10 protein-coding genes and 1 pseudogene are annotated in these 25830 nt (G+C 75.0%); 2 read left to right on the top strand and 9 right to left on the bottom strand.

Annotated elements, in window-relative coordinates; translation table 11 throughout:
* Window positions 1-654: pseudogene (locus ACWEPF_RS35705) on the bottom strand (nucleotidyltransferase domain-containing protein); the annotation flags it as partial.
* Between the two features lie 480 nt (window positions 655-1134).
* Here ACWEPF_RS35705 and ACWEPF_RS35700 point away from each other — a divergent pair.
* Complete coding sequence (locus ACWEPF_RS35700; RefSeq protein ID WP_452175863.1) at window positions 1135-2457, top strand: XRE family transcriptional regulator; 1323 nt, start codon at window positions 1135-1137, stop codon at window positions 2455-2457.
* Between the two features lie 57 nt (window positions 2458-2514).
* Here ACWEPF_RS35700 and ACWEPF_RS35695 read toward each other — a convergent pair whose 3' ends face one another.
* The 8 genes from ACWEPF_RS35695 to ACWEPF_RS35660 form a co-directional block, all read right to left on the bottom strand.
* Window positions 2515-3825 carry a JmjC domain-containing protein gene (locus ACWEPF_RS35695; RefSeq protein ID WP_452175862.1) on the bottom strand — a complete coding sequence of 437 codons (1311 nt, stop codon included), beginning with the start codon at window positions 3823-3825 and terminating at the stop codon, window positions 2515-2517.
* Complete coding sequence (locus tag ACWEPF_RS35690; protein WP_452175861.1) at window positions 3822-5072, bottom strand: hypothetical protein; 1251 nt, start codon at window positions 5070-5072, stop codon at window positions 3822-3824. Before ACWEPF_RS35690 ends, ACWEPF_RS35695 begins: the two co-directional genes overlap by 4 nt.
* Complete coding sequence (locus ACWEPF_RS35685; protein WP_452175860.1) at window positions 5069-7624, bottom strand: DUF4135 domain-containing protein; 2556 nt, start codon at window positions 7622-7624, stop codon at window positions 5069-5071. Before ACWEPF_RS35685 ends, ACWEPF_RS35690 begins: the two co-directional genes overlap by 4 nt.
* Window positions 7625-7785: 161 nt before the next feature.
* Window positions 7786-7932: a hypothetical protein gene (locus ACWEPF_RS35680; RefSeq protein ID WP_452175859.1), complete on the bottom strand. Its 147-nt coding sequence runs from the start codon at window positions 7930-7932 to the stop codon at window positions 7786-7788.
* A gap of 121 nt (window positions 7933-8053) precedes the next feature.
* A complete protein-coding gene (locus tag ACWEPF_RS35675) occupies window positions 8054-8746 on the bottom strand; it encodes a VOC family protein (RefSeq protein WP_452175858.1) in 693 nt (230 codons plus the stop codon).
* A 10-nt stretch (window positions 8747-8756) separates the two neighbouring features.
* Window positions 8757-8966, bottom strand: coding sequence for an MbtH family protein (locus ACWEPF_RS35670; RefSeq protein WP_452175857.1), 210 nt, complete (start codon window positions 8964-8966; stop codon window positions 8757-8759).
* A 13-nt stretch (window positions 8967-8979) separates the two neighbouring features.
* The gene (locus tag ACWEPF_RS35665) at window positions 8980-23346 is read right to left on the bottom strand and encodes an amino acid adenylation domain-containing protein (RefSeq protein WP_452175856.1); all 14367 of its coding nucleotides are present in this window, start codon (window positions 23344-23346) and stop codon (window positions 8980-8982) included.
* A 65-nt stretch (window positions 23347-23411) separates the two neighbouring features.
* Complete coding sequence (locus ACWEPF_RS35660) at window positions 23412-24431, bottom strand: iron-siderophore ABC transporter substrate-binding protein (protein ID WP_452175855.1); 1020 nt, start codon at window positions 24429-24431, stop codon at window positions 23412-23414.
* A gap of 196 nt (window positions 24432-24627) precedes the next feature.
* Here ACWEPF_RS35660 and ACWEPF_RS35655 point away from each other — a divergent pair, with 196 nt between their 5' ends.
* Window positions 24628-25575: a methionyl-tRNA formyltransferase gene (locus tag ACWEPF_RS35655; RefSeq protein ID WP_452175854.1), complete on the top strand. Its 948-nt coding sequence runs from the start codon at window positions 24628-24630 to the stop codon at window positions 25573-25575.
* The last annotated feature ends 255 nt before the right edge of the window (window positions 25576-25830 follow it).

Raw genomic sequence — 25830 nt, 5'->3', positions numbered from 1 at the left:
CCGGGCGGCGGCGTGCGGGTCGGGGACGGTGGTGCGCTGCCGCCGTCGACGGTGCGGCCCTGCCAGGCCGGCCTGGCGCACCAGGCGCGCGATGCGGCGCCTGGGCATTCCCCTTCCTTCCGGACAGTCGGCGATCTCCCGAATCCTGTCCGCGCCCCGGGCCTTCTTCACCGTGTCGCGGACCTCCACGTCGGCCGCCCCGGCAGTTCCGCGCCGCTTGCGGACCTCGGCCGTGGTGTCGACGTAGGTCACCGTCAGCTGGCCGCCGAGCATCCGGCGCAACTCGGCGGTCACGTCGTACTCGTGGAGGGACTCGATGGTGATGCGGGTGAGGTAGTGGTGGGCGGCGGCGTAGCGGTCGAGTCCGTCCAGGAGCAGTTCGGCGCGCACCACCGGGGGCAGGGCATAGGGGTCGGTGATGCCGGCGTGGGCGGCGGCCTGCTCGATCAGGTAGTCGATCTTGAGTCGGTCGTGGCCGTGGCAGGTGCTCAGGTACTCCCCCATGGTGCTCTTGCCGCTCTCGGACAGGCCGCCGAGCCCGACGACGCCGACTCCGGGCAGACACCCGGCGGGGATGGCCGGGGCGTGCGGGTGCAGGAGGCGGCGCAGTTCGTCCTGGACGGCGACGACCGGCCGCCCGGCGACGACGATCACCTCGGCGAAGCGGCCCGCGGCGGCGAGGCGGTGGATCTGGTGGTGCAGGTTCTGCTGGTAGGCGGCGTAGGTGTCGGTGACGCTCGCCTCGTGGGACCGGCTCAGGTGGGTACCGACCTCGGGGTCTTCGTCGTGCAGCAGCAGGACTCCCCGCTCCCGGGCCTCAGCCGCCTCCAGCTCGGCCGCGAACGGGGTGAGCAGCTGGCAGGCCCGGCCGGGGCGGCCACCGCGCCGAGGCGGCAGGCCAGGATGCCCAGCTGCTTCGTCCTGCCGGTCTTATCCGCGCCGCTCACCGCAACGGTCACCACGTCGTCCACCACAACCTCCGAGCAGTCGTTCGATCACGCGGGCCGATCGACCCGGAGGTGCGAGTACAACCGAACCTCCTTGCGGCGCAACAGGGTTCAGCCGTCATGGAGGCGTAAGGGAACCCGCTCGTTTCGGCGCGCCCGGGGTCCGGCTGATGCTGAGATGGGGACCGTGGACGCGCAGGGTTTCCAGCACCCGATCACCGTCGCCCGGGCCTTGAGGGGCATGTCGATGACCGACCTGGCGGTGGCGATGAGAGCTGCCGCACGCCGCCGCGACCGCCGGGCCGGCACCACCAGGCAGCAGGTGTATGCCTGGGAGCGGCCCACCGCGCGCTCTCCGAGCGAGTGGTCTCAGCTGCTGATGGCCGAAGCCCTCGGCATCGACCCCGAACACGTCACCGTCCTGGGCCGGCCGTACTGGCTGCCCGGCACCGAAGCACCGCTCCCCCTGGGCACAGGGGCCACGGTGGCCGCCCTCAGAGAGGCCCGACACCGCGCCCTGCTCAACCGCCGCACCCTCCTGGGCCTCGCGCCCGCCGCCCTCATCACCCTCTCCCAGCAGTGGGCCACCCTCGACCCCGCCCTCGCCGCCACGGCCACCGACGGGCGCACCGTCGACCCGGAGATCGCCGACTGGCTGGAGACCAGCGTCCACCAGCTCACCTCCCTGGCCACCGCCGACCGCCGGCACACCGCCCCGCTGCTGGACTCCTACTACGACACCGTCGTGGGCCTCCTGGAGAGCGCCTCCTACAGCGAACAGACCGGCGTGCGGCTCCAGTTGCTGGCCTCCTCCCTCGCGCAGACCATCGGCTGGCACCAGTTCGACCACGAGCACCACTCCGCCGCCGCCCGGTACTGGACCGCGGCCCTGCACGCCGCCCACCACGCCGGCGACACCGACCGCGGCGCGGGCATCCTCTCCGACCTCGCCTACCAGAGCATGTGGCTGGGCCGGGGCGCCCCCGCCGTCGAGGTGCTCGACCACGCCCTGACCCGCACTCAGGACCCCACTGCCCGCTCCCTGCTGAACCTGCGCCGCGCCCGCGCCCTCGCCATGACCGGCGAGGCCCGAGCCTGCCGACGCGCCCTCGACGCCGCCGAACACTCCCTCAACGTCGCCACCACCGCTGCGCCCGCCTGGTGCTCGTGGATGAGCCCCGCCGACCTCGCCGTCGACTCAGGCCGCTGCCTCATCGACCTCAGCGAACCCGGCCCCGCCCACCGCCAGATCACCGAAGGCGTCACCCTGCTGCCCACCGCCCGCGACAAGACCCGCGCGGTGTTCCTCGCCTACGAGGCAGAAAGCCTCCTTCGCCAGGGCGAGGTCGACCAGGGCGCGACCACCGCACATCAGGCATTGCTCCTCGCCCGGCACACCGGGTCCACCCGCTGCATCCGTCAGATCAGTGACCTCGCTCCCGCAGTGAGCGGGCATCAACACGTCGAAGGAGTCGGCCAGTTCCTCGACGCCGTGCGATCAACAGCGTGATCCCGACGCGGACGACTCCCGGCTGCAAGGGGGGTGGGAGATCGGCCGCTCGGCCGATTACCCAACATCTTCATCAGCGTTCTGGAACCGGCCAAGGGCGCGGAAGCTCTCCAGGGCCGACAGCAGGTGGCGGGCCTCCGTCCGGGCGGCGGGTGGGAGGGGGGACAGCAGCTCGCCCACCGGGAGCGGGGCGGACTCGGTGGCGGCCAGGCGGTGCAGCAGCTCGTCCAGGTGGTGGGGTGCCAGGGCGGTGCCGGTCACGTGCCCGTTGGCGGCGCAGAGTTGTGCTCCGCCCACCGGTGCGTGCAGAACCCGGGTGCGGGCCCGGACCAGCGTGTGGTCGGTGAGCGGTCGCGGGGCCTCGGGGGGCGGGGCGGGGGTCAGGCCCGCCGCGGTCAGGTTGCGGAGCGAGAGGGCGGTGACCCGCTCCTGGATCCGCGCCGGGTCGCGGTACTCCTGGAAGACCCGCAGGGTCTGTTCGAGGGCCTCGGGCAGTGCGCCGTCGGCCGGCGGCTCGGGCACCGAGAGCGGGGCGGTGGCGGCGGGAAGCCCCGCCAGACCGGCGTCCGGGTCGACCATCGCCTCCGCCGTCCGGCCGAGCAGCAGGTCGTCCACGTCGTAGACCGCGCGGTGCGCCTCGCGCGGCACGCCGACGTTGACGCTGGTGGCGGACCCCCCGTCCACGCTCTCGCCGACGTGGTAGTAGTCGGACGGCCAGTACAGCAGGTCGCCGGGCTCGGGCTCGGCGGTGAACGAACTCTCTAGGTACGCCTGGTAGTCGAGCACAGTGGTCACCGGACCGGTCCACGGGCGTTCGCGCCAGAACCGCATCCGCTTGCGGCCTTCGAGCGCGAACATGAAGGTCGCGAAGCGGTCCTTGTGGACACCGACCGGGGTGTGCTCGTAGTTGCCGTGGAAGAGCGTGGTGATGGCCCCCGACAGCGGCAACCCGGTGCGCTCCCAGAGCGGTTCGAAGAAGGCGCGTTGGCGCTCCCACTGTCCGGCATGGAAGGCGTGGAAGGCGTGCACCGTCAGCGCGTACCGCCGCTCCGCCGAGAAGGCCGCCAACTCCCCGTCCAGTCGCGACCGGTAGCCACCGAAGGTGGCGTCCTCGGCACGCGGGAGCCAGCCGGCCGGCTCGGACTGCTGGAAGCGGCCGACGGCGAACTGCGCGTTCGGCGGCATCAGGTACGGGTTCGGCGGCCGGGTGGCGAGCGCGGCGGTGGCGAAGACCTCGCCCAACTCGTAGGGCACCGGACGGACGGCCTTGATCAGCACCGGGCACCGGTCCCAGTAGCGCGTGGCGAACTCGTCCCAGTCGAGCGGGCCTTGGACGACGGCCAGTTCGCTCGTGCGTGCGGTCGTCATCCGTCCACCCCGCCGTCCTCGGCCCGCTCGGCCGACCCCGATGACTCCGATGACTCTGATGGCTCCGAAGACTCTGCCGACTCGGTCAATTCGATCGCGCGCAGCCGGTAGAGCTTGCGCAGCAGCGCGGTCACGGCGGCGTTCCGTTCGTCCGCACCCACCGCCCGGCAGAGCTCGGCGAGCGTCAACTCCCGCCCGACCGTCAGCTCCTGCGCGATCAGCTCGCCGGCCGCCCCGCCGATCGGGAAGGCGTGCCCGTTGACGGCCCAGATCCGCCGGGCGGGCCCGTCCGGCTGCCGGAGGACCTCCCGCACCACCCGCAGCCGCTGTCCGGGGGCGAGGGCCACGTCCTCGCGCGGCTCGGGGGCGGGCTCCAGCCCGGCGGAGGAGCGCCAGGCCGCCCAGCGGGTGCGCAGCGCGGCGGGCAGCTCCGGTCCGCCGGCCGCGGCCCGGGCCGCCTCGCCGATGGCGAGCATCGGAGCGGCCGGTCCGCCGTCGGGCGGCGGGTAGGGCAGGCAGGGCACCGTGCCGTCGTACTCCAGGCGGTCCCGGACCTCCTCCGCCAGCAGGTTCTTGACGGCTCCGGCCGCCAGGTGCGGGGCGCGCGGGACGGAGATCCGCAGCGTCAGGCAGCCGTCCAGGTGGCGCTCGCGCCAGCGGGACCCCTCGGGCCAGTGGAGCAGCTCGCCGGCGGTGGCCCGCAGCACCCGGAACGACCCGTCCGCCTCCTGCAGTTCGGCCTCCAGGGTGCCGCCCAGCACCCAGGTCAGCACGGCGTGGTCGGACGGGGCGGCCAGGCCGCGGAGGCTGGTGTGGTCGTCCCCCTCGGTCAGCTCGGCCTCGACCGGCAGGCACGGCAGGCCGACCCGCTGCCACAGCCGCTCCAGGCCGTCGCGGACGGAGGTCCAGAGCGCGTAGTCGGTGTGCAGCGGTTGACGGACGCTCAGCAGGAATCCGGTGTCCGGGCCGCTGCCGGCCGGCCCGCGGCGCAGCCGGGCCCGGTAGGCCGCCGGGGTCGGATCCTCGGCGTCGGGCAGCAGTCGGCCGGGCGCGCCGAGCCAGCCGAGCGCGGTGTGGAGACGGACCTGCGGGAAGGTCCGGAACACGGTGCCGGCCCGGAACGGGGCGCAGGCGGCGACGACCGTCCGGTGCAGGTGATCCGGGTCGGTCGGAGCGGCGGCCTTGAGCAGCGCGGGCTCCTTGCCCCAGGCGGGGGCGAGGAGTTCGGTCCAGTCGGTCGCGCTCACGCCCGCACCCCTTCCTTCGAGGGAGCCGGCTCTGACGCCGACCCGGTTGCCGAGCCGGTTCCCGACACGGACCACGGCTCGGGTGCCGAACCGGGTGCCGAGCCGGGTGGCGGGTACTTCGCCGCAAGCAGGGCCGCGTAGGCGGCCAGCGGCTGCAGTCCGGCGGCGGCGCGCCGCTCGTCCACCCGGTCCTCGTCCTCGATCGGGCAGGGCCGTAGCTCCCCGGTCGCGGCCCGTTCGAACTTGGTGCCGTACAACTGCGGCCGGCCCTCGGCCCGGCGCACCGCATCGGTGAGGTAGGCCGCGTCGCGCGGCAGCATGTCGCCCGCCTCGGCGGCGGCCTCGATCAGCGTCAGGCAGGCGCGCCGGAAGTCGAGATCGCCCTCGTGGTGTTGGAGCAGCGCGCCGGCCGCCGTGGCGGCCTCCGGTCCGACCAGGCCGTGACCGGGCCAGCCGTGCTCGGCGACCACACCGCGCAGCCAGGCGATCCCGGCCCGGGTCAGCCGCTCCAGCCGCGCCTCCAGTTCGGTGTCGGTGAAGCCCCCCGCCGCCCAGGGTCCGCGCAGCGCGGCGTCGAGCCGGTCGAAGCGGAGCAACCGTTCGCGGATCTCCGCACCCGACCGGGCCTGCCGCCCACCCGCCTCCGCGAGGTCGGCGGTGGCGGACGCGGTGGCCGAGGCGGAAGCGGTGGCGGAAGCGGTGTCCTGGGCTGCTGGCCCGTCCTGCCGGCCCGCACCGACCGCTCCCTCCCGTGCCGTCGGATCGACCGGGCCGGCCGTCCTGATCAGCGGGTCGATGCGCAGCCGCAGCTTCGCCTCGTCCCAGGAGTAGGTGATGCGGCGGCCCGCCTGCGGCCAGTCGAAGGAGACCTCGCCCTCGCGCGGCCCGCGCCGTACGAGCCGCACCCCGCGCCCCGGATCGTCCAGCTCGCCCGGCCCCGACGAGGCGGGGTGCACGTACTCGACCGCGTCGCGCAGCGCGATGCCGAGCCCGGCGAGGTCGAGCTTGCCGCCCTCGCGGACGGCGGCGACCGGCGGCCAGGGCCGGTCCTCGCCCCACGCGGGTGCCTCGGCCGGCTCGGCGCGCAGCCCGCCGCCGGGCGGTGTCCGCATCGCCAGCAGCGGGCCGCCGTCGGCCGTCCGGAAGAAGTACGGGACGTCGCCCCGGGCGAGCTGCGCCGACTCGGCCTCGGTGAACGGCACGTCGCCACCGTCGGGGTACTCGGCCGTCGGCCGGGCGATCACCCGGACCACGTGCCCGGCCGCCCGCTCCCCGATGAACTCGGCGATCCGGGGCCGGTGACGGCACATCAGCGTCCAGGCGTCGAACATGCCGCGCAGCAGCGCCGGCAGGTACGGGCCGTAGCCCACCCGACCCGCGGTGTCGCCGACGACCGCGCGGGTCTCGGTCCTGGTCAAGGAGCGGGTCCGGCGCTCCAGCCGCAGCGAGCCGTCGGGCTGCGGGTACCAGCAGGTGGCCGGGCCGTCCGGCTCGCACCAGCGCGGGAGGGACTCCAGCCCGGCGTGATGGTGGGTGGAGACCGCCGGGTCGGCGATCAACCCGGTCCCGAACAGGCGGTCCACGGCGCCGAAGTAGGACTCCAGGTCGACCGGGTACGGGAGCGGCTCGCCGTCCTCCGGACGCTGCCCGATCAGCACGTTGCCGCCGATCAGGTCGGTGATCCCGAAGGCGAACGCGGCGGCGGCCAGCGAACCGGCGCGATGCCAGTAGCGGTCCGCCGCTCCGGGCTCCAGGACGGCGCCGCGCAGACTCAGCGGGCCCTCGGCCCGCAGCACGCCCCAGGCCTGCGGCGGCTCGATCCACTCCTGCCACGAGTGGTCCGGCCGGTCCGGCCCGCTGCCCTGCCGCACGCGCATCGTGGGGAGCCTGATCTCCCCCGCCACCGGAGGCAGTTGGTTGATCAGGGCGAACAGCGAGCCTTCGGTGGCCAGGAACAGCAGCTCGCCCGTCGCCGGCCTCGGCTTGTACGCGAGCCGGCCGCCGTCGGCGAATTCGACCCGCACCACCCGCTGCCCGCCGTTGTGGGTCTCCTCGCCGTGCGCCCACAGGCCGGTGACCCGGCGGTCGGCGGGCTGGTCGCGGGCCAGCCGTTCGAGGAACAGTGTCAGGAACTCCAGGTACTGGCCCACCCGTTCGGCGGTGGACGCCGCGGCCCGTTCGGTCGGCCCGGCCACACACGCCTCCAGCGCCTCGGTGAGCAGCGGGCCGAACACCTCGGCGTTCTCCGGCCGCAGCAGCCGCGGTTCGACCTGCCGGGCTTCGGCGGCGGCCTGCGCGGACCAGGCGTCGATCCGCCGGAGCGCCTCGTGCAGCGGCGCGAACCGGGGATCGGACAGCGCGTGCGCCAGCGCCCGTGCGTCGGACGGGCCGCCCAACGGACGCTCGACGGCGAGCGTGCCCTCCGGCCCGGGCACGACCGCGGGCGGGAACGCCCGGCCCGCCCGGCCGTCGGCCAACGCGGTCAGCAACCGCCGTGTCGTGAGCGGGAGTTCGGGCGCGGGGACAGTGTCGCCCGGGTCGCGCAGTTCCATTCAGCCCCTCACCGGGTGGTCGCAGCCGCACGCCTCGCCGCCGACCTGCCCTGCCACTGGAATTCCCACGACAAGAGGTCGGGTGCCACCGAATTCGGCGGCACCCGATTCTCCTCGGAGGGGGGAAACTCTGCCTCCGCAGTGGATTCCCCCGTCACTTGCTAGAAGGAGCAGTAGACGCGGATACAGGTGCCGTTCTGCGGCTGGCCCTTCGGCGCGTCCTGCTCCAGCTCGCCGATCACGAGGTCGAACTCCGCGTCGCCGAACGTGGCGTCGGCCGGCAGCGCTTGTACGGTCGGAGCTTCCATACGGTCCTCCTGACAAGTGGGAACGAACCCCGGCCCCGCACGGCACGGGACCGCCGCCCAGTCTTGCCGCGCCCCAGCTGCTTCGTCAACAGATCGTTCCGCACCCGGAGTTCGAATTCCGCTATCCGTCCCGGCCCTGCCAGGTAGTCACGCAGACCTCGTTGCCCTCGGCATCGGCGAGGACCCAGAAGGCCGGCGCCCGGGCGGCGGAGACCAGGTGCCCGCCGGCCGCCAGGGCCGCCGAGACCCTCCGGGGTGCCTCGTCGTGCGGGACGCAGACGTCGAAGTGGACGCGGTTGCGTTGCGGGCGCGCCTGGTCCATCTGCTGGAACCAGATCGCCGGGCCCTGCCCGACCGGGTCGACCAGGGGATCCTGCGGACCGTCTGCTTTCGCTTCGTCGGCGTAGCCCAACACCGCCTTCCAGAAGGGCCGGATCGCCACGATGTCGAGCGCGTCGATCGCCAGCTCCAGCACCTGCACCGACCGCGGTGCCCCCACCCCGACCTCGGGGTCCGTCCGCTTCCCGGACTCCGCCACGGCGGCGGAGATGCGGCCCGCGAGCGCCACGTCGTGCGCCGTCACGCCGGCCTCCTCCAGCGACTGGAGCGTCAGCACGACCCGCCCGGGGCGGGCGTCGATCCGCAGGTGCCCGTCGGCGTCCTCCCCGCAGACCGCCACCGCACCCACCGCCACCGCGACCCCCTCGGCCAGCGACCCGACGGGGACCGAGGTGCGGATCGCGCCCAGCAGGAACCGCCACCCGAGATCGCCGACGGCCTCCGAGGCCTCCCGCCCGCTCAACGTCCTTTCCACGCCCACGTCCTCAGGACTGACGGGCGGTCAGGCCCGCCGGGCGGAGGTCGGTCCAGTGGGACTCGATGTGGGTGAGGCAGGCGTCGCGGGTGGTGGGGCCGAGGATGCTGGTCCAGCCGGGCGGGACGGGGGCGAAGGCCGGCCAGAGGGAGTGCTGGTTGTCCGCGTTGACCAGGACGTGGAAGTCGGCCTCGGGGTCGTCGAACGGGTTGGTGGTCACGGGAGTGGGCTCCTCAGTCGGTGCAGGGGGTGGTCATCAGGGCGGCCAGGACGGTGAGTGGGAGGTCGGGGTTGGCGGTGGCGGTCCGGAGGAGGGTGAGGAGTTCGCCGGCCAGGGCGGCGGCCTTCCGGGGGCCGAGGCGGTCGGTGGCGTGGATCAGGGCGCAGTGCACCTCGCCGTCGCCGCGCGGCTGGTGGAAGCTGAGGGTGAGGTCGGCGGGGGTCCAACCGGTGGGGACGGCTTCGAGGGTACCCACTCCGCCCTCCAGGACGGCGAGTTCGGCGGCCTCGTGGTGGATGACCATGACCTGAGGTGAGTGGCCGGCCAGGTCAGTGGCCTGGAGCACCTCGGCGTACGGGAGCTCCTGGTGTTCGAGGGCGGACAGGGTGGTCTCCCGGACCCGGGCGAGCAGTTCGGCGAAGCTCGGGTCGCCCCCGGTGTCGGTGCGCAGGACGACGGTGTTGAAGAAGCAGCCGACCAGGTCGGCGAGTTGGTCGTCCGTGCGGCCGGCCACCTTGGCGCCGATGGGCAGGTCGGTGCCGGTCCCGTGGGCGGTGAGCAGGGTGGCGAGCGCCGCGTGCAGCACCATGAACATGCTGGTGCCGGTGGCCGAGGCCAGGCGGTCGACGGCGCGGCGCAGGCGCGGGTCGAGGACGAAGGGGACGTGGGCGGCCCGGTGGGTGCGCACGGTCGGGGCCGGACGGTCCGCGGGGAGGGCGAGGCGGGTCGGGGCTCCGGCCAAGGTCTGCCGCCAGTGGGCGAGTTGGGTGGCGGCCAGGTCGTGGGAGGCCAGCACGGCGTGGGCCCAGCGGGTGTAGTCGGTGTAGTCCACCGGGAGCGGCGCCCAGTCGGGGGCGGTGCCGCCGAGCCGGGCGGCGTAGGCGGCGGTGAGGTCGCGCAGGAGCGGGACCACGGACCACTCGTCCACGGCCAGGTAGTGCAGGGTGAGCAGGACGGCCTGCGCTCCGGTGGGGTCGGTCAGCAGGTGGGCTCGGAGCGGGGCGCCGTCGGGGAAGACGGCGCGGCCGGTGGCCAGCTCGGCGATCCTGGCCTCCAGGTCGGGGCAGGCGGAGTACTCCAGGCGGGGCCCGGGAACCGGGAGTTGACCGCCCTCTCCGGCCGATGTCCGCAGCGGAGCGTGCCGCTCGGCCAGGTCGGCGAGCGCGGCGGCCAGCGCGGCCCGGGACAGCCCGCCGGGTGAGCGGAGGACGAGGGCGTGGTCCCAGCCGGGGTGGACCGGGCTGGCGTGCCAGCGCTGGACCGGGGCCAGCGGGAGGGGCTGCGGGGAGGGGGCGGGCGGGGCGGGCAGGAGGGCGGGGCGGGCGGTGGTCGAGGGGGTGAGCTTGGCGGCGAGGCCGGCCACGGTGGGGGCGTCGAAGACGTCCCGGATGCCCAGCTCGACGCCGAGTTCGGCCCGTAGGCGTCCGACCAGGCGCATGGAGGCCATCGAGTGGCCGCCGAGGGCGAAGAAGTCGTCGTGGCGGCCGACGACCGGCAGCCGGAGGATCTCGCGGAAGATCCGGCCGACCGCCTGCTCGGCCGGGCCCTCGGGCTGGTCGGCACCGGTCAGGTCGGCCCAGTCGGGGGCGGGGAGGGCGGCCCGGTCGAGCTTGCCGTTCGGGGTGAGTGGGAGCGGGCCGTCCAGCGGGAGGAGGGCGGAGGGGAGCATGTACTCGGGGAGCGCGGCGGCGATGCGTTCCCGGAGGGCGGCGGGGTCGAACGGCTGCCCGGCGGCGGGGACCACGTACCCGACCAGGCGGACGATGTCGCCCCGCCGGTCGGGGAGCACGGCGGCCTGGGCGACGGACGGGTGGGCGGTCAACGCGGCCTCGATCTCGCCGAGTTCGATCCGGAAGCCGCGGATCTTCACCTGGGTGTCCACCCGGCCGAGGAAGTCGAGGTTCCCGTCCCGGCGCCAGCGGGCGCGGTCCCCGGTCCGGTACATCCGGGCGCCGGGGGCGCCGAACGGGTCGGCGAGGAACCGGGTCGCGGTCAGGCCGGGGCGGGCGAGGTAGCCACGGGCCAACCCCCGCCCCGCGACGTAGAGTTCGCCGACCACCCCGGGCGGGACGGGGCGCAGGGCGTCGTCCAGCACGTAGCAGCGGGTGTTGGGGTCGGGGGCGCCGATCGGGACCTGGCCGGTCCGGCGGCCGGTGCGGGTGGCGGGCCAGAGGGTGGAGTTGACGGTGGCTTCGGTGAGGCCGTAGGCGGCGATCAGGTTGACGCTGCCCGCCCAGCGGTCGATCAGGTCCGGCGGGACGGTCTCGGTGCCGACCAGGATGGTGGAGCCCTCGGGGAGTTCGCAGCCGGGGGGCAGGGCGGAGACCAGCGAGGGCGGCAGGATCAGGTGGGTGACGCGCTGCTCGGCCAGGAAGTCGGTGAGCGCGGGGCCGGCCACCCGGGCCTCGTCCGGGACGAAGACGAGGCGGCCGCCGTGGCACAGGGCCATGGCGAGTTCGAAGACGAAGACGTCGAAGCCGACCGAGGCGAACTGGAGGACGCGGCTGTCGGCGGTCAGGCCCATCCGGTCCACGGCGGTGGCGACCAGGCTGGCGATGCCCTCATGCGGCAGGACGACGCCCTTGGGCCGGCCGGTGGAGCCGGAGGTGTAGATGACGTAGGCGGCCTGGTCGAGCGCCACCCGCACCGGGGCGGCCGGTTCGGCGGCGGAGAGCTCGGCCGCCACGGCCGGGGCGTCCAGCAGCAGGAGCGGGGCGACGGGCGGGATCTTCCCGGCGACCGGTTCGGTGGTGACCACCAGGGTGGCGGCGGAGTCGCCGAGGAAGTGGGTGAGGCGGTCGGCGGGGTGGGCGAGGTCGAGCGGGAGGAAGGCGGCGCCCAGCCGCAGCACCGCGAGCACGGTGGCGATCAGGTCGGCCGAGCGCGGAACGGCGACGCCGACCACGCTCTCCGCTCCGACGCCCCGGGCCGCCAGCAGGGCGGCGATCCGGGCGGCCCGGGCGTCGAGCTCGGCGTAGCCGACCTCCCGGCCGCGGTCCACCACGGCCACGGCGTCGGGCCGTTCGGCCAGCCGGGCGGCGAACAGTTCGGGGAGGGTGAGCTCGTCCACCGGGCGCGTGGTGGCGTTGAAGGTCTCCAGCACCAGCTCGCGCTCCCCCTCCCGCAGGACGTCCGCGTGGGAGAGCGGTCGGGACGGGTCGGCGAGCACGGCGGCCAGCAGCAGCTCCAGCCGGGCGGCCAGCTCCTCGACGGTGCGGCGGTCGAAGAGCTCGGTGGCGTACTCGATCCGGCAGCCGAGCCGCTCCCGCTCCCCCAGCTGCTCGGTGAAGCTGAAGACCAGGTCGAACTTGGCGGTCCGGGTCGGGTACGGGACGTACTCGGCGCGCAGGCAGTCCAGCGCCAGGGGCGTGTCGGTGCGGGTGTGGTGACCGACCATCACCTGGAAGAGCGGGTTGCGGGAGGTGGAGCGGGCCGGGTTGACCGCCTCGACGACGCGTTCGAAGGGCAGGTCGGCGTGGGAGAAGGCGGCCAGGTCGGTGGTGCGGACCCGGGTGAGGAGTTCGGCGAAGCTCGGGTCGCCGGTCAGGTCGGTGCGCAGGACCAGGGTGTTGACGAAGAAGCCGACCAGGTCGTCCAGGGCCTCCTCGTCCCGCCCGGCGATGGGTGCGCCGATCGGCAGGTCGGTGCCGGCGCCGAGCCGGTGCAGCAGTGCGGCGACGGCGGCGTGGAGCACCATGAACATGCTGGCGCCGTGCTCGCGGGCGAGTGCGCGCAGGGCGTGGTGGGTCTCCGGGGCGAGCTCGACGGCCAGGTCGGCACCGTGGAAGCCGGGCCGGGCGGGGCGGGGGCGGTCGGTCGGGAGCTCCAGCTCCTCGGGCGCACCCGCCAGTGTCCGCTTCCAGTGGGCGAGTTGGGCGGAACCCAGGCTGGAGGGGTCGTCGTCGGCGCCGAGCAGCCGACGCTGCCAGAGCGCGTAGTCGGCGTACTGCACCGGCAGCGGCTCCCAGGCGGGGGCCAGGCCCGAGCGGCGCGCGGCGTAGGCGGTGGTGAGGTCGCGCAGGAACGGGCGGTCGGACCACTCGTCGGTGGTGATGTGGTGGAGCAGCAGGACCACCACCCGGTCCTCCGGGTCGATCTCCAGCACCTCGCCGCGGAGCGGGAGTTCGGCGGCGAGGTCGAAGGGGCGGGCGACGGCGGCGGCGATCAGGTCGGGCAGCAGCTCCTCGCTGGCGGGCACCACCGTGACCTCCGGCCGGGCCTCTGCGGGTGGCAGCACGTGCTGGTGGGGGCGGCCGTCACGGACCCGGAAGAGGGTGCGCAGCGGTTCGTGGCGGGCCGTCAGGTCGGCGAGGGCGGCCGTCCAGGCGGCGAGGTCGAAGCGGCCGCGCAGCCGGAGCACCAGCGGGAAGTTGTAGGCGGCGGAGGTGCCCTCCAACTGCTGGATCAGCCAGAGGCGTTGCTGGGCGGCGGAGAGCGGGAGCTCGGCGGGGCGGACGGCGGCCACCAGCTCCGGGCGGGCCGCCGGACGCTCCGCGCCGGTGGCCGCGTCGACCCGGGCGACCAGGTCGGCGACGGTCGGCGCCTCGAACAGGTCGCGGATGGCCAGGCCGGCGCCGAGCACCGCCCGGGCCCGGCCGATCAGGCGGGTGGCCAGCAGGGAGTGGCCGCCGAGGTCGAAGAAGTCGGCGTCGACGGTGACGCTGCCCTCGGGCAGGCCGAGCACCTCGGCGTAGAGCGCGCAGAGGGCCCGTTCGCGGTCGTCGCGCGGGGCGCGGCCGGGGCCGGTGAGGCCGGCGAGGTCGGGGGCCGGGAGGGCGCGGGTGTCCAGCTTGCCGTTGACGGTCAGCGGCAGGGCGTCGAGCAGGACGGTCACGGCGGGCACCATGTAGTCGGGCAGCACGGTGCGCAGGTGGGCGCGGAGCTCCTCGGGGGTGACCGGGCCGGACGGGACGGCGTAGCCGACCAGGCGCCTGCCCTCGCCGACCACGACGGCGGCCCGGGCCACGGCCGGATGGGTGGTCAGGGCGGCGGCGACCTCGCCGAGTTCGATCCGGTAGCCGCGGATCTTGACCTGGTCGTCGGTGCGGCCGAGGAAGTCCAGCAGGCCGTCGGGGCGGCGGCGCACCAGGTCGCCGGTGCGGTACATCCGCTCCCCCGGCTCGCCGAAGGGGTCGGCGACGAAGCGGGCGGCGGTCAGCCCGGGCCGGTCGTGGTAGCCGCGGGCCAGGCCGGTGCCGGCGATGTACAGCTCACCGGGGGCCCCGGGGGCGACCGGGCGCAGCATGGCGTCCAGTACGTGGGCCCGGGTGTTGCGGATGGGGCGGCCTACGGTGGGGGTGGGGCTGTCGGCGGTGGAGCCGCCGAGGGTGTTGATGGTGTACTCGGTGGGGCCGTAGAGGTTGTAGCCGTAGGTGCCCTCGGTCTCGCGCAGGCGGTGCCAGACGGCGTCCGGGACGGCCTCGCCGCCGAGCAGCACCAGGGCGGGTCGGTGCCCCTCCAACAGGCCGTGCTCGATCAGGAGTTGGGCATAGGTGGGGGTGACGTTCACCACGTCCACCGCGTTCCGGTCGCAGTACGCGACGAGCTGCTCGGCGTCGCGGCGCAGCTCCTCGTCGCAGACGTGCACCTCGTGGCCCTCGACCAGCCAGAGCAGCTCCTCCCAGGACATGTCGAAGGCGAAGGAGACGGTGTGGGCGATCCGCAGCCGGCGCCCGCCCGCCGAGGCGACGGCGGGGGCGAACACCTCGCGCTGGTGGTTGAGCTGCATGTTCGTCAGACCCCGGTAGGGGGTGACCACGCCCTTGGGGCGGCCGGTGGAGCCGGAGGTGTGGATGACGTAGGCGGGGTGCTCCAGCCGGCCGGGGCGGCCGGGCTCGAAGCCGGGGACGTCGGCGAGCGGCCCGGCCGGGAGGGCGGCCAACTCGGCCTGGACGTCCGGGTGGTCGAGCAGCACCTGCTCGGCGGTTCCGGCCAGGGCCGGGGCGACCTCGGTGGTGGTGAGCAGGCAGAGCGGGCGGGTGTCCTCGAGCATCAGCCGCAGGCGGTCGGCGGGGTGGTCGAGGTCCAGCGGCTGGTAGGCGGCGCCGGTGCGCAGCACCGCGAAGAGGGCGACCACGGTCCGCACGGAGCGCGGCAGGGCGAGGGCCACCACGCGCTCGGGGCCGGCGCCGTGGGAGAGAAGGAGGCGGGCGAGGCGGTTGACCTCGGCGTCCAACTCGGCGTAGCTGAGGCGCTGTCCGCCGCTGACCAGGGCGGTCGCGCCGGGGGTGCGGGCGGCCTGCTCGGCCAGCAGTTCGGCCACGGTGCGGTCCGGCAGGGGCTCGCGGGTACCGGCTGTGTCGGGGGCCTCGCCGGGCAGCAGCAGGTCCAGCCGCCCGACGGGCGCGGCGGTCTCCAGGCCCTCGGCGAGGCGCGCCAGCACGGTGGTGTAGCGGTCCAGGACGGTGCGCGCGGTCTCGGCCGGGAAGAGGTCGGGGCGGGCGGCCAGGGTGACCCGCAGACGGGCCTCGGGGGTGACGATCAGGGTGAGCGGGAAGTGCGTGCCGTCCACGTTGCCCACCGCGGTGATGCCGTGCTGGGCCCGCAGGGCGGCGGCGCGCTCCTCCCCGTCGGCGGAGCGCAGCACGAAGAGGGTGTCGAACAGCCTTCGGTGGCCGGTCCGTTGCTGGATCGCGCCGAGGCCGAGGTACTCGTGCGGCATCAGCTCGGCACGCTCGGTCTGGAGGCGCCGGAGCAGCTCCGGCACCGGCTCGGCGGGGCGGAGCGCGATCCGGGTGGGCACGGTGTTCAGGAACATCCCGATGATCCCGGCCACCCCGGGCACCTCCGCGGGCCGACCGGCCACGGCGGTGCCGAAGACCACGTCGGAGCGGCCGAGCAGGGCGGAGAGGGTCAGGCCCCAGGCGGCGCTGAGCAGGGAGTTGAGGGTGAGGCCGTGGGCGCGGGCGGCGGCGCGCAGGCGCTCGCTCGCGCCGGCGTCCAGCAGGGCGTGGTGGTCCTCGGGGATGACCGGGCCGCCGTCGCGGCCGGCGGGGGCGGTGAGGGTGGGCTCCGTCAGGCCGGAGAGGGCTCGGGCCCAGGCGTCGAGGGCCGCCTCGGAGTCCTGATCGGCCAGCCAGCGGAGGTGCTCGCGGTAGGAGCCGGGCCGCGGAAGTCCGGCGGTGTCGCCGGAGCGGGCGTAGAGGGTGAAGAGCTCCTCCAGGAAGAGCCAGGCGGACCAGCCGTCCCAGAGGATCAGGTGGTGGGTCACGACCAGGGTGTCCCGGCCGCCGCCGCGCCGGAGCAGCAGCAGGCGGCAGAGCGGAGGGGCCGTCAGGTCGAAGCGCCGACGCCGGTCCTCGGCCACCAACTCGGCCGCGCGGGATACCTGTTCGGCCTCCGGGAGGTGGGCGAGATCGGCGACCGCGAGCGGGATCTCGGCCTGCTCGACCAGGTACTGGACCGGGTCGGGGACGCCGTCGGCGGTGAAGCCGGCCCGCAGGCCGGGGTTGCGCTCCAGCAGGGCGCGGCAGGCGGCGCGCAGCCGGTCGGTGTCCAGGCGGTGATCCAGCTCCAGGGTCTCCTGCGAGAGGTAGACGTCGAGCGCGTCCCCGCTGTCGTAGCCGGCGTGGAAGTACATGCCCTCCTGGAGCGGTGAGAGCGGCCAGACCTCGCCGACGGCCCGTCCGGCGACGGCTTCGACCCTGGCACGCTCCTCCCCCGTCAGGTCGAGCAGCGGAGCCGGGGCCGGGGCCCCGGCGGCCGCCGTGAGCTTGGCCAGCAGGGCCTGCAGCGCCGGGTCGGCACTGCCCTGCTGCGCGAGCAGGGCCTGGAGGGCGGCGGCCTCGGCGGCGCCCAGGGTGAGGTCGGTCGGTTCGGTCACGGCGGTGGCGGGCTCCGGCTCGGGGGTCGGCTTCGACTCGTCGGGGGCGGGCAGGAGAGCGGCCAGGGCGGCCGGGGTGCGGGCGGTGAAGACCTCGCGCGGGCCGACCGGCAGGCCGAGCGCGCGGGCCCGGGTGGCCACGGTGATGGAGGAGAGGCTGTCGCCGCCCAGCACGAAGAAGTCGTCCTCCGGCCCCACCTCGGGCAGCCGCAGCACCTCCGCGTAGACGGCGCAGAGCTCGCGCTCCAGGGAGGTGCGGGGCTCCCTGGACACGGTGGCCCGTCCTGCGGCGGACCCGGTGGCGGGCCCGGGGTCGGGCAGGGCGCGCTGGTCGAGCTTCCCACTGGGCGTCAGGGGCAGCTCCGCCAGCGGGACGACCGCCTGCGGGACCAGGGCGGCCGGCAGCACCTCCACCAGCGCGACGCGCAGCGCCGTCCCGTCGAGCACCGTGCCGGGCAGCACCGCTCCGGAGGGCACCGCGTAGCCGAGCAGCACACCGTCCCGGGCGATCACGGCGGCCCGCGCCACCCCGGGCAGGGCGGCCAACGCGGCCTCGACCTCCCCCAGCTCGATCCGCTGGCCCCGGATCTTGACCTGACGGTCCGTCCGGCCCAGGTACTCCAGCTCCCCGTCCGGCCGGCGGCGCACCAGGTCCCCGGTGCGGTACATCCGGCCGCCCGGCTCGCCGAACGGGTCGGCCACGAAGCGCTCGGCCGTCAGGCCGTACCGGCCGAGGTAGCCACGGGCCAGCTGGACCCCGGCCAGGTAGAGCTCGCCGGGGACGTCCTCGGGGACGGGGCGCAGGAAGCCGTCCAGCACGTGCAGCCTGGTGTTCCAGACCGGGCGGCCGATCGGCACCGGGCCGGCTGCGGTCCCGGTCCCGACGTGGGGGACGTCGACACGGGGGACGTCGAAGTGGGTGACGTCCACGGCCGCCTCCGTCGGGCCGTAGAGGTTGTGCAGGGGCACCCCGCCGGAGACCTCGGCCCAACCGCGGGCGGTCTCGCCACCGAGCGCCTCGCCGCTGGCGAAGGCCCGGCGCAGGCTGCCCGCCCAGCCGGTCCCGCCCGCTGCGCGGGTCGCCTGGACGAAGGCGGTCAGCATCGAGGGGACGAAGTGCAGGGTGGTGATCCGCTCGGCCCGGACCAGCTCCGCGAGGTAGGCCGGGTCCTTGTGGCCCTCGGGCTCGGCGAGCACCACCGCGGCGCCCTCGCACAGGGCCCAGAAGAACTCCCATACGGAGACGTCGAAGCCCGACGGGGTCTTCTGGAGCACCCGGTCGGTGGGGTCGAGCCGGTAGCGGTCCTGCATCCAGGCCAGCCGGTTGACGATCGCGCGGTGGGTGACGGACACGCCCTTGGGGCGCCCGGTGGATCCGGAGGTGTAGATCAGGTAGGCAGGGTGGTCCGGCCCGGCTTCAACCGGGGTGGCCTCGGCCGGGGCGGGTTCGGGTTCCTGGTCGAGGTCCTCGATCAGCAGCCGTTCGACGCCCGGCAGTTCGGGGAGCTCGACCCCGGCCGTGGTGACCACCGTACGGGCGCCGGAGTCGGCCACCATCGTGGCGAGCCGCTCGCGCGGGTGGTCCGGGTCCAGCGGGAGGTAGGCGGCGCCGGAGCGGAGCACGCCGAGCAGGGCGGTCATCAGCTCGGCCGAGCGCGGCAGGGCTATCGCGACGTGGCGCTCCGGACCGGCTCCCCGCGCTCGCAGCTGCCTGGCCAACCGTTCGGCCCGGCGCTCCAGTTCGGCGTACGAGAGGGTGACGTCGGCGGAGACCACGGCAGGTGCGTCCGGGGTCCGGGCGGTCTGCTCGGCGATCAGCCGGGGCAGGGTGGTGGCGGGCACCGGGTGGGCGGTCGCGTTGAGCGCGGCGAGCTGGAAGCGCTCGCGGTCGGAGAGCAGGTCGACGGCGGCCAACGGCAGTTCGGGGGCGGTGACGACCGTGGTCAGCAGGGCCGTCAGCCGGGCGGCCAGCGCGGCCGTCCCGGCAGCGGTGATCCTGGTGCCGTCGTGCTTGAGCCGCAGTTCGAGCTCCTCCCCGGGGAGCACCACCAGGGCCAGCGGGTAGTGCACCGCGTCGCGGACCTCGACCCCGGTGATCCGCAGGCCGTCCTCGGCGGGCCGGGCGTCCAGGGCCGCCGTCGGGTGGTTCTCGAAGACCACCAGGGTGTCGAACAACTCGCCGCCCCCGCCGATCCGTTGCAGCTCGGCGAGGCCCAGGTGCTGGTGGTCCAGCAGGGCGCTCTGCTCGTCCTGGAAGCGGGCCAGCAGGGCGGAGAGCGGCTCCTCCGGGCGCAGTCGCACGCGGACCGGGACGGTGTTGCTGAACAGCCCGACCAGCTCGGCGCTGCCGGCCACCTCGGTGGTGCGGCCGGAGACGGTGGTGCCGAACAGCACCTCCTCACGGTTGGTCAGCGCACCCAGCAGGACGGCCCAGGCCCCGTGCAGCACGGTGCTCAGGGTGAGGCCGTGCGACCGCGCGAACTCGGCCATCCCGGACGTGAGTTCGGCGGGAAGCCGGACCTCGACCGTCCCCGGGGCGGCGGGATCCACTGCATCACCCAGCAGCTTCAGCGGCTCGGGCGGGCCGGCGAGGACGGTGCTCCAGGCCGTGCGGGCGGCCTCGCGGTCCCGGGTGGCCAGCCAGCCGAGGTAGCCGTCCGGGGACGGCGCGGGCGGCAGCGGGGCACCCCCGTGGGCGGCGAGCAGGTCGCGCAGGACCAGGGCCACGGACCAGCCGTCGGCCACGATGTGGTGCAGCGTCAGCAGCAGCCTGGTCCGGCCCGGCGTCCGCAGCAGGGTGGCCCGCAGCAGCGGCGGCACCGCGAGGTCGAGCCCGGCGGCCCGGTCCTCGGCGAGCGCCGCCTCCAAGGGGCCGCCGCCCGGCCCGTCGGCCGCCCCGCCCGACTCGATTACGCGCCACGGCAGTTCGCCGAGCGGCTCGATCCGCTGCACCACCCGGCCGTCCGGGAGCTGACGGAAGCCGGCCCGCAGCAGCGGGTGGCGTTCCAGCACGGTGCGCAGCGCCCCGCGCAGCCGCTCGCCGTCCACCGCCCCGGCCAGCTCCAGCACCTCCTGGACGAGGTACCCGTCCTGCGCGGCGCCGTCCAGTGCGGCGTGGAAGAAGAACCCCTCCTGGAGCGGGGAGACCGGCAGCGCCTCCGGGTCGAGCACCACCGCCGGGGCCGCGGAGCCGGTCCCGACGGGGGTGGCCGCGGCGGCCAGCGCGGCGACGGTGCGCAGCCGGAACACCTGCCGGGGCGTGAGCCCGATGCCGTGCTCGCGGGCGGAGTTGACCAGCTGAATGGCCACGATGCTGTCGCCGCCCAGCTCGAAGAAGCTCTCGTGCACCCCGACCCGGGGCAGCGCCAGCACCTCGCCGAACAGCCTCGCGAGCGTGGCCTCCAGCGGGCTGCCCGGCGCCGAACCGGCGTCGCCGCCTCCCGCGGTCCAGTCCGGATCGGGCAGCGCCCGGTGGTCGAGCTTGCCGTTGGGGGTCAGCGGGAGCGGCCGGTCCAGCACCACCACGGCGCTCGGCACCAGGTGCTCGGGCAGCTCCCCCGCCACCGCGGCGCGGGCCGCCGCCACCGCGTCCCGGCCGCCCACCAGGTAGGCCACCAGCCGCTTGGTGCCCCGGTGGTCCTCGCGGACCAGCACGGCGGCCTGGGCGATGCCGGGGCGGGCCATGAAGGCGCTCTCCACCTCGCCGGGCTCGATCCGGTGGCCGCGGATCTTCACCTGGCCGTCGGCCCGTCCCAGGAACTCCAGGTTCCCGTCGGCCCGCCAGCGGACCCGGTCCCCCGTCCGGTACATCCGGCCGCCCGGCTCGCCGAAGGGGTCGGCGACGAAGCGTTCGGCCGTCAGCCCGTACCGGCCGAGATAGCCCCGGGCCAGGCCGCGCCCGGAGACGTAGAGCTCGCCCTCGACGCCGACCGCGACGGGGCGCAGCGCCGGGTCGAGCACGTGGCAGCGGGTGTTGGGGTCCGGGCGGCCGATCGGGACGGGCCCGCTCCAGCCGGAGGTGGCCGGCCAGAGCGTGGAGTTGACGCTCGCCTCGGTCAGTCCGTACGCGACCACCACACGCAGCCGGCCGGCCCAGCGGGCCACCAGCTCCTGGGGTACCGCCTCGGTGCCGACCACCAGCACCGCGCCCTCGGGCAGGGTGCACTTCGGCGGCAGGGCGGCCACCAGGGAGGGCGGCAGGATCATGTGGGTGACCCCGTGCTCGGTCAGGTACTCCGTCAACGCGGGCCCGGCGACCCGGCGTTCGGCGGGCACCAGGACCACCTGTCCGCCGACGCAGAGCGACATCACCAGGTCCCAGACCGTCACGTCGAAGCCGACCGAGGCGAACTGGGCGACTCGGCTGTGCTCGGTGACGCCGATCCGCTCGGTGGCGGTGGCGATCAGACTGCCGATGCCGTCGTGCGGGACCAGGACGCCCTTGGGACGGCCGGTGGAGCCGGAGGTGTAGATCACGTAGGCGGCCTCGTCCAGGGCGATGTCCACGCCCGGGGAGGTGGACGGCGCCGAGGCCAGCGCCTCCCGGACCTCGGGGGACTCGAGGTCCAGGGCCTCGACGCCGGCGGGGAGTTCCGGCGCGAGCGCGGTGGTGGTGAGGACGGTGCGCGCCCCGGCGTCGGCCAGCATGTACGCGATCCGCTCGCGCGGGTGGTCGGCGTCCAGCGGGAGGTAGGCCGCGCCGGCCTTGAGCACCCCGAGCAGCGCCACCACCAGCTCGGCGGAGCGGGGCAGGGCGAGGCCGACCGGCTCCTCCCGGCGTACGCCGCGGGCGAGCAGCAGATGGGCCACGCGGTTGGCGGCGGCGTCGAGTTCGGCGTAGCTCAGCCGCTGGTCCTCGCAGACCAGGGCGGTCGCGTCCGGGCGGCGGGCGGCCTGGCGCTCGAAGGCCGCGGGCCAGCTGAGCTCCGGGCTGTCCACCGGGTCGGCGCCGAACTCCTCCAGCAGTTCGGTGAGTTCGGCGGCGGAGAGCAGCTCGATCCGGGCCACCGGCAGGTCCGGGTCGCCGGTGAGGGCGTCCAGGACGCGCAGCAGGCGTCGCTGGTGACCGGCCAGCTCGGCCTGCGCGGTCGCGTCGGCCGGGGCGTCCAGGGCGAGGTCGAGGCGGATGCCGTCGCCCGCCAGGGTCTCCCCGAAGGTGATCGCGAGGTCGGCGGCCGGGCCGAGCCAGAGCGGGCGGAACTCCGGGGCGAGGCCGGTGAAGCCGAGGCCGGTGCCGACCGGGAGGACGTTGACGGTGGGGCCGGTGAGCGCGGCGACGCCCTCGGCGAGGCCGAGCTCACGGGCCAGCTCCTCGGCGCGCAGGCGGCTGTGGGGCAGCAACTCGGCGATGCCGTCCGCCACTTCGGCGACCAGCTCGGCGAGGGTGGTGGCGGGGCGGACGGTGAGCCGCAGCGGCAGGATGTTGGAGAGCATCCCGGGCACCTCGGCCCGCCCGCCGTCCGGCCGGGCGGCGACGGGCAGGCCGACCAGCAGGTCGTTCTCCCCCGTGCTGCGGTGCAGATAGGCCGCGACGGCGGCCACCAGCAGGCGGGAGGTCCGCACGCCCATGGCCCGCGCGGCCGCCCGCAGGCGCGCCACCCGCTCGGCGCCGAGCTCCACGTGCCGGGTCACCCGCGGGGCGGTGGCGGCGGAGGCCGAGCCGGCGCTCCGGCGCTCCGCCGAACCGGCGCCACCGCCCTGACCGGGCGTCACCCGGCCGGTGCCGTCCTGCTCCCCCGGCCCGCCGGCGCCACCCTGGCCGCCCTGCCCCGCCCCGGTGCCGCCCTGCGCCACTCCGGTGCCGCCCTGAGTGCCCTGGTCCGCCGTGAGGTCCGTCCCGCCCGGACGGGCCCCCGGTCCGCCGGTGCCTGCGGTCGAGCCCCCCGGCTCGCCGTCGGCCGGTGCGGACCGGCGGGCCGTGGCGAGGCGGGCCGGCTCCGGGCGGGCCGCCAGCTTGGCGCGCCAGTAGGCGCGGTCGGCCTCGTGGGCGGGCGAGGCCAGGTAGGCCCGCTCGGCGTCGGTGAGTCGGGCCAGCCGCCAGTCCGGGTCGGACACCGGGGCCGACGGGTCGTCGTAGAGCGCGGCGGCCCGGCGGGTGATCAGCGCGACGCCGGTGCCGTCCACCGCGATGTGGTGGTAGACCTGGTACCAGCGCACCACGCCGTCGGCCAGCCGGAGCAGCGCGTGCCGGTGCAGCGGCCCGGCCGCCAGGTCGATCGGCCGCACCCGGTCGGCCGCCATCCACGCCTCCGCCGCCCCGTACGGGTCACCGTCGCCCCGCAGGTCGACCACCTCCGGCACGGCCATCTCCCGCGCGCTGTCCGGGAGTTGGACCGGGCCGGGGGCGAACCGCACCCGCAGGCACTCAGCCTCCTCCACCGCCCGGCGGGCTGCCGCGGCGAGCCGCGGCAGGTCCACGGCCCCGTGCAGGTCCAGGAAGTAGGCGGCGTGGAAGGCGGTGCCCTCCGGTTCGTACTGCTGGGCGAGCCAGATCCCGTGCTGGCCGCCGGTCATCGGCAGGCCGGCGGGTGCCGTCGGGTCGGACTCGGCAGCAGACATGGTGGTACGCCTCTCTGGATGGGCCGGTGACGGTGCGTCCGGGGGCGGCGGCGCCCGGGCGGCTGCTACTGCTTGGGGCTGAGCAGCGGCTCGATCTGGTCGATCGCGTAGGGGATCGAGAGCACGGTGTTGAAGGAGAAGGCCGCGCCCACGTCCGGGTCGGTGTAGGGGACGAAGAGGTCGCGCTTCTCCTGCTGCACCTTGAGCTTGCGGTAGAGCGGCTCGCCCTTGATCCGCTCGTTGGCCGCGGCGCTGGAGGTGACCCAGACCAGGCGGTCGGCGTCGAGCACGTCGAGCTTCTCGGCGCTCAGCTCGGCGACGTTCCAGCCCGGCTTGGCCAGGGCGTCGATCTCCGGCTTGAGCTTGAAGCCGAGCTCGTTGAAGAAGATCGCCTTCGGATCGGTCCGGGTGAAGGCCGAGTACTTCCCCGCCTCGAAGCTGTCGGCGACGGCCAGCGTCTGCTGCGCCCACTCGGGGTGCCGCGCCTTGACGGCCTTGAAGCGCTCGCCGATCGCGGTGATCTTCTGCTCGGCCTCGGCCTCCTTGCCGAGCGCCTTGCCGATCTGGCGGGTCATCACCTGCCAGGGCGCAGCGTAGTCCTGGTGCTCCTTGGGCTGGGCGACCACCGGGGCGATCTTCCGCAGGGTGTCGTACTGCTCCTGCTTCATGCCCGAGTACTGGGCGATGATCAGGTCGGGCTTCAGCCCGGCGATCTTCTCCATGGCGTACTCGTCGCGCTCGCCGACCACCTGGGGAGCCGTGCCGCCCCACAGGTCCTTGGCCCACGGCCACTTGCCGTACGGGCTCTCCTTGAACCAGTCCACCGCGCCGACCGGCTTGACCCCGAGCGCGAGCACCGCGTCCTGGTCGGAGAGGCCGAGGGTGACCACCCGCTTGGGGGCGGCCTTGATCTCGGTGCTCCCGTACTTGTGCTGGACGGTGACGGGGAACCCCGTGCCCGCGCCTGCGGTCGTGCTGGGGGCCGTGTCGGCGGCGGGCGTGGTGCCGCTCCCGCAGGCGGCCAGGGTGAGGGCGGCGAGAGCGGCGGCGGCCGCGTGCGGGAGGCGTCTTGCGGAACGGTGCACGGTCTTCCCTTCGAGGCGGAAACAGAGCCAAACTTAGGTAAGCCTAAGTTAATGTGCAAGTGCCCGCCTGCGATCTCCCCGAACTGACCCGTCGACAACTGGCCATTCCGTGGCTGGAGTTCGCCTTCGTTGCACAACTTAGGTAAGCCTTGCTTTACTGATCGCATCCGACCGTCCCTTCCGAGGAGGAACCTCCATGCGGGTCGTCATGTTCGGCTACCAGACCTGGGGCCACCGCACCCTCCGAGCGCTCCTGGAGTCCGAGCACGACGTCGTCCTGGTGGTCACCCACCCCGCCAGCGAGCACGCCTACGAGAAGATCTGGAGCGACTCGGTCGCCGAGCTCGCCGAGGCCCACGGCGTCCCGGTGGTGATCCGCAACCGGCCCGACGACGAGGAGCTCTACGCCCGTCTGAAGGAGGCCGACCCGGACGTCATCGTGGCCACCAACTGGCGCACGCTGATCCCGCCGCGGATCTTCCAGCTCCCGCGCCACGGGACGCTCAACGTGCACGACTCGCTGCTGCCCGCGTACGCGGGCTTCTCCCCGCTGATCTGGGCCCTGCTGAACGGCGAGCCCGAGGTCGGCGTGACGGCCCACCTGATGGACGAGCACCTGGACGCCGGGGACATCGTGCTCCAGCGGGCCGTGCCGGTCGGCCCGCGGGACACCACCACCGACCTGTTCCACCGCACCCTGGAGCTCTTCGGGCCGATCACCGTCGACGGACTGGCCGAAATCGCCTCCGGCCGCACCGACTTCACCCCGCAGGACCGCTCCCGGGCGACCTTCTTCCACAAGCGCGCCGAGGAGGACATCCGGATCGACTGGCGCTGGAGCGCCGAGGAGCTGGACCGCCTGGTCCGGGCCCAGTCGGCGCCCTACCCCGCCGCCTTCACCCACCACCGGGGCCGGCGCCTGGAGATCCTCGCGGCCCGGGTCTCCGAGCAGCGGTACGGGGGCACCCCCGGCCGGATCTTCTACCGCGAGGACGACGGCGTGGTGATCGTCGCCGGGCCGGACGCCCGCACCGGACGAGCGCACGGCCTGGCCGTGACCCGGGTCCGCACCGCGGACGGCCAGGAGCTGCCCGCCCTCGAGTACTTCACCGCCATGGGCGGCTACCTCACCGACCGGCCCTGACCGGAAGGCCACCGTTCCACTTGTGCGGGGCCGGCCTCGCGGTGGTGCGCGGACGCGGCGGGGTGTGGTGGAGTGTCGGGCATCAGCTTCCACGGGGGAAGGATCATTCCGCATGCCTGAAAACGTCTCGCGGCGCACCCTGCTCGGCCTCGGCGCGGCCGCCGGGGCCGGAGCCCTGCTCGGCCCGCTGGCCGGTTCCGCCTCGGCCGCCGACGACGGGTGGCACGCCGCCCCGGCCGGGGACGGCACCCCGGC

The sequence above is a fragment of the Kitasatospora sp. NPDC004289 genome, assembly GCF_053602875.1.
The sequence above is the reverse complement of the archived record's forward strand: the minus strand, read 5'-3'. Positions and strand labels throughout refer to the sequence as shown.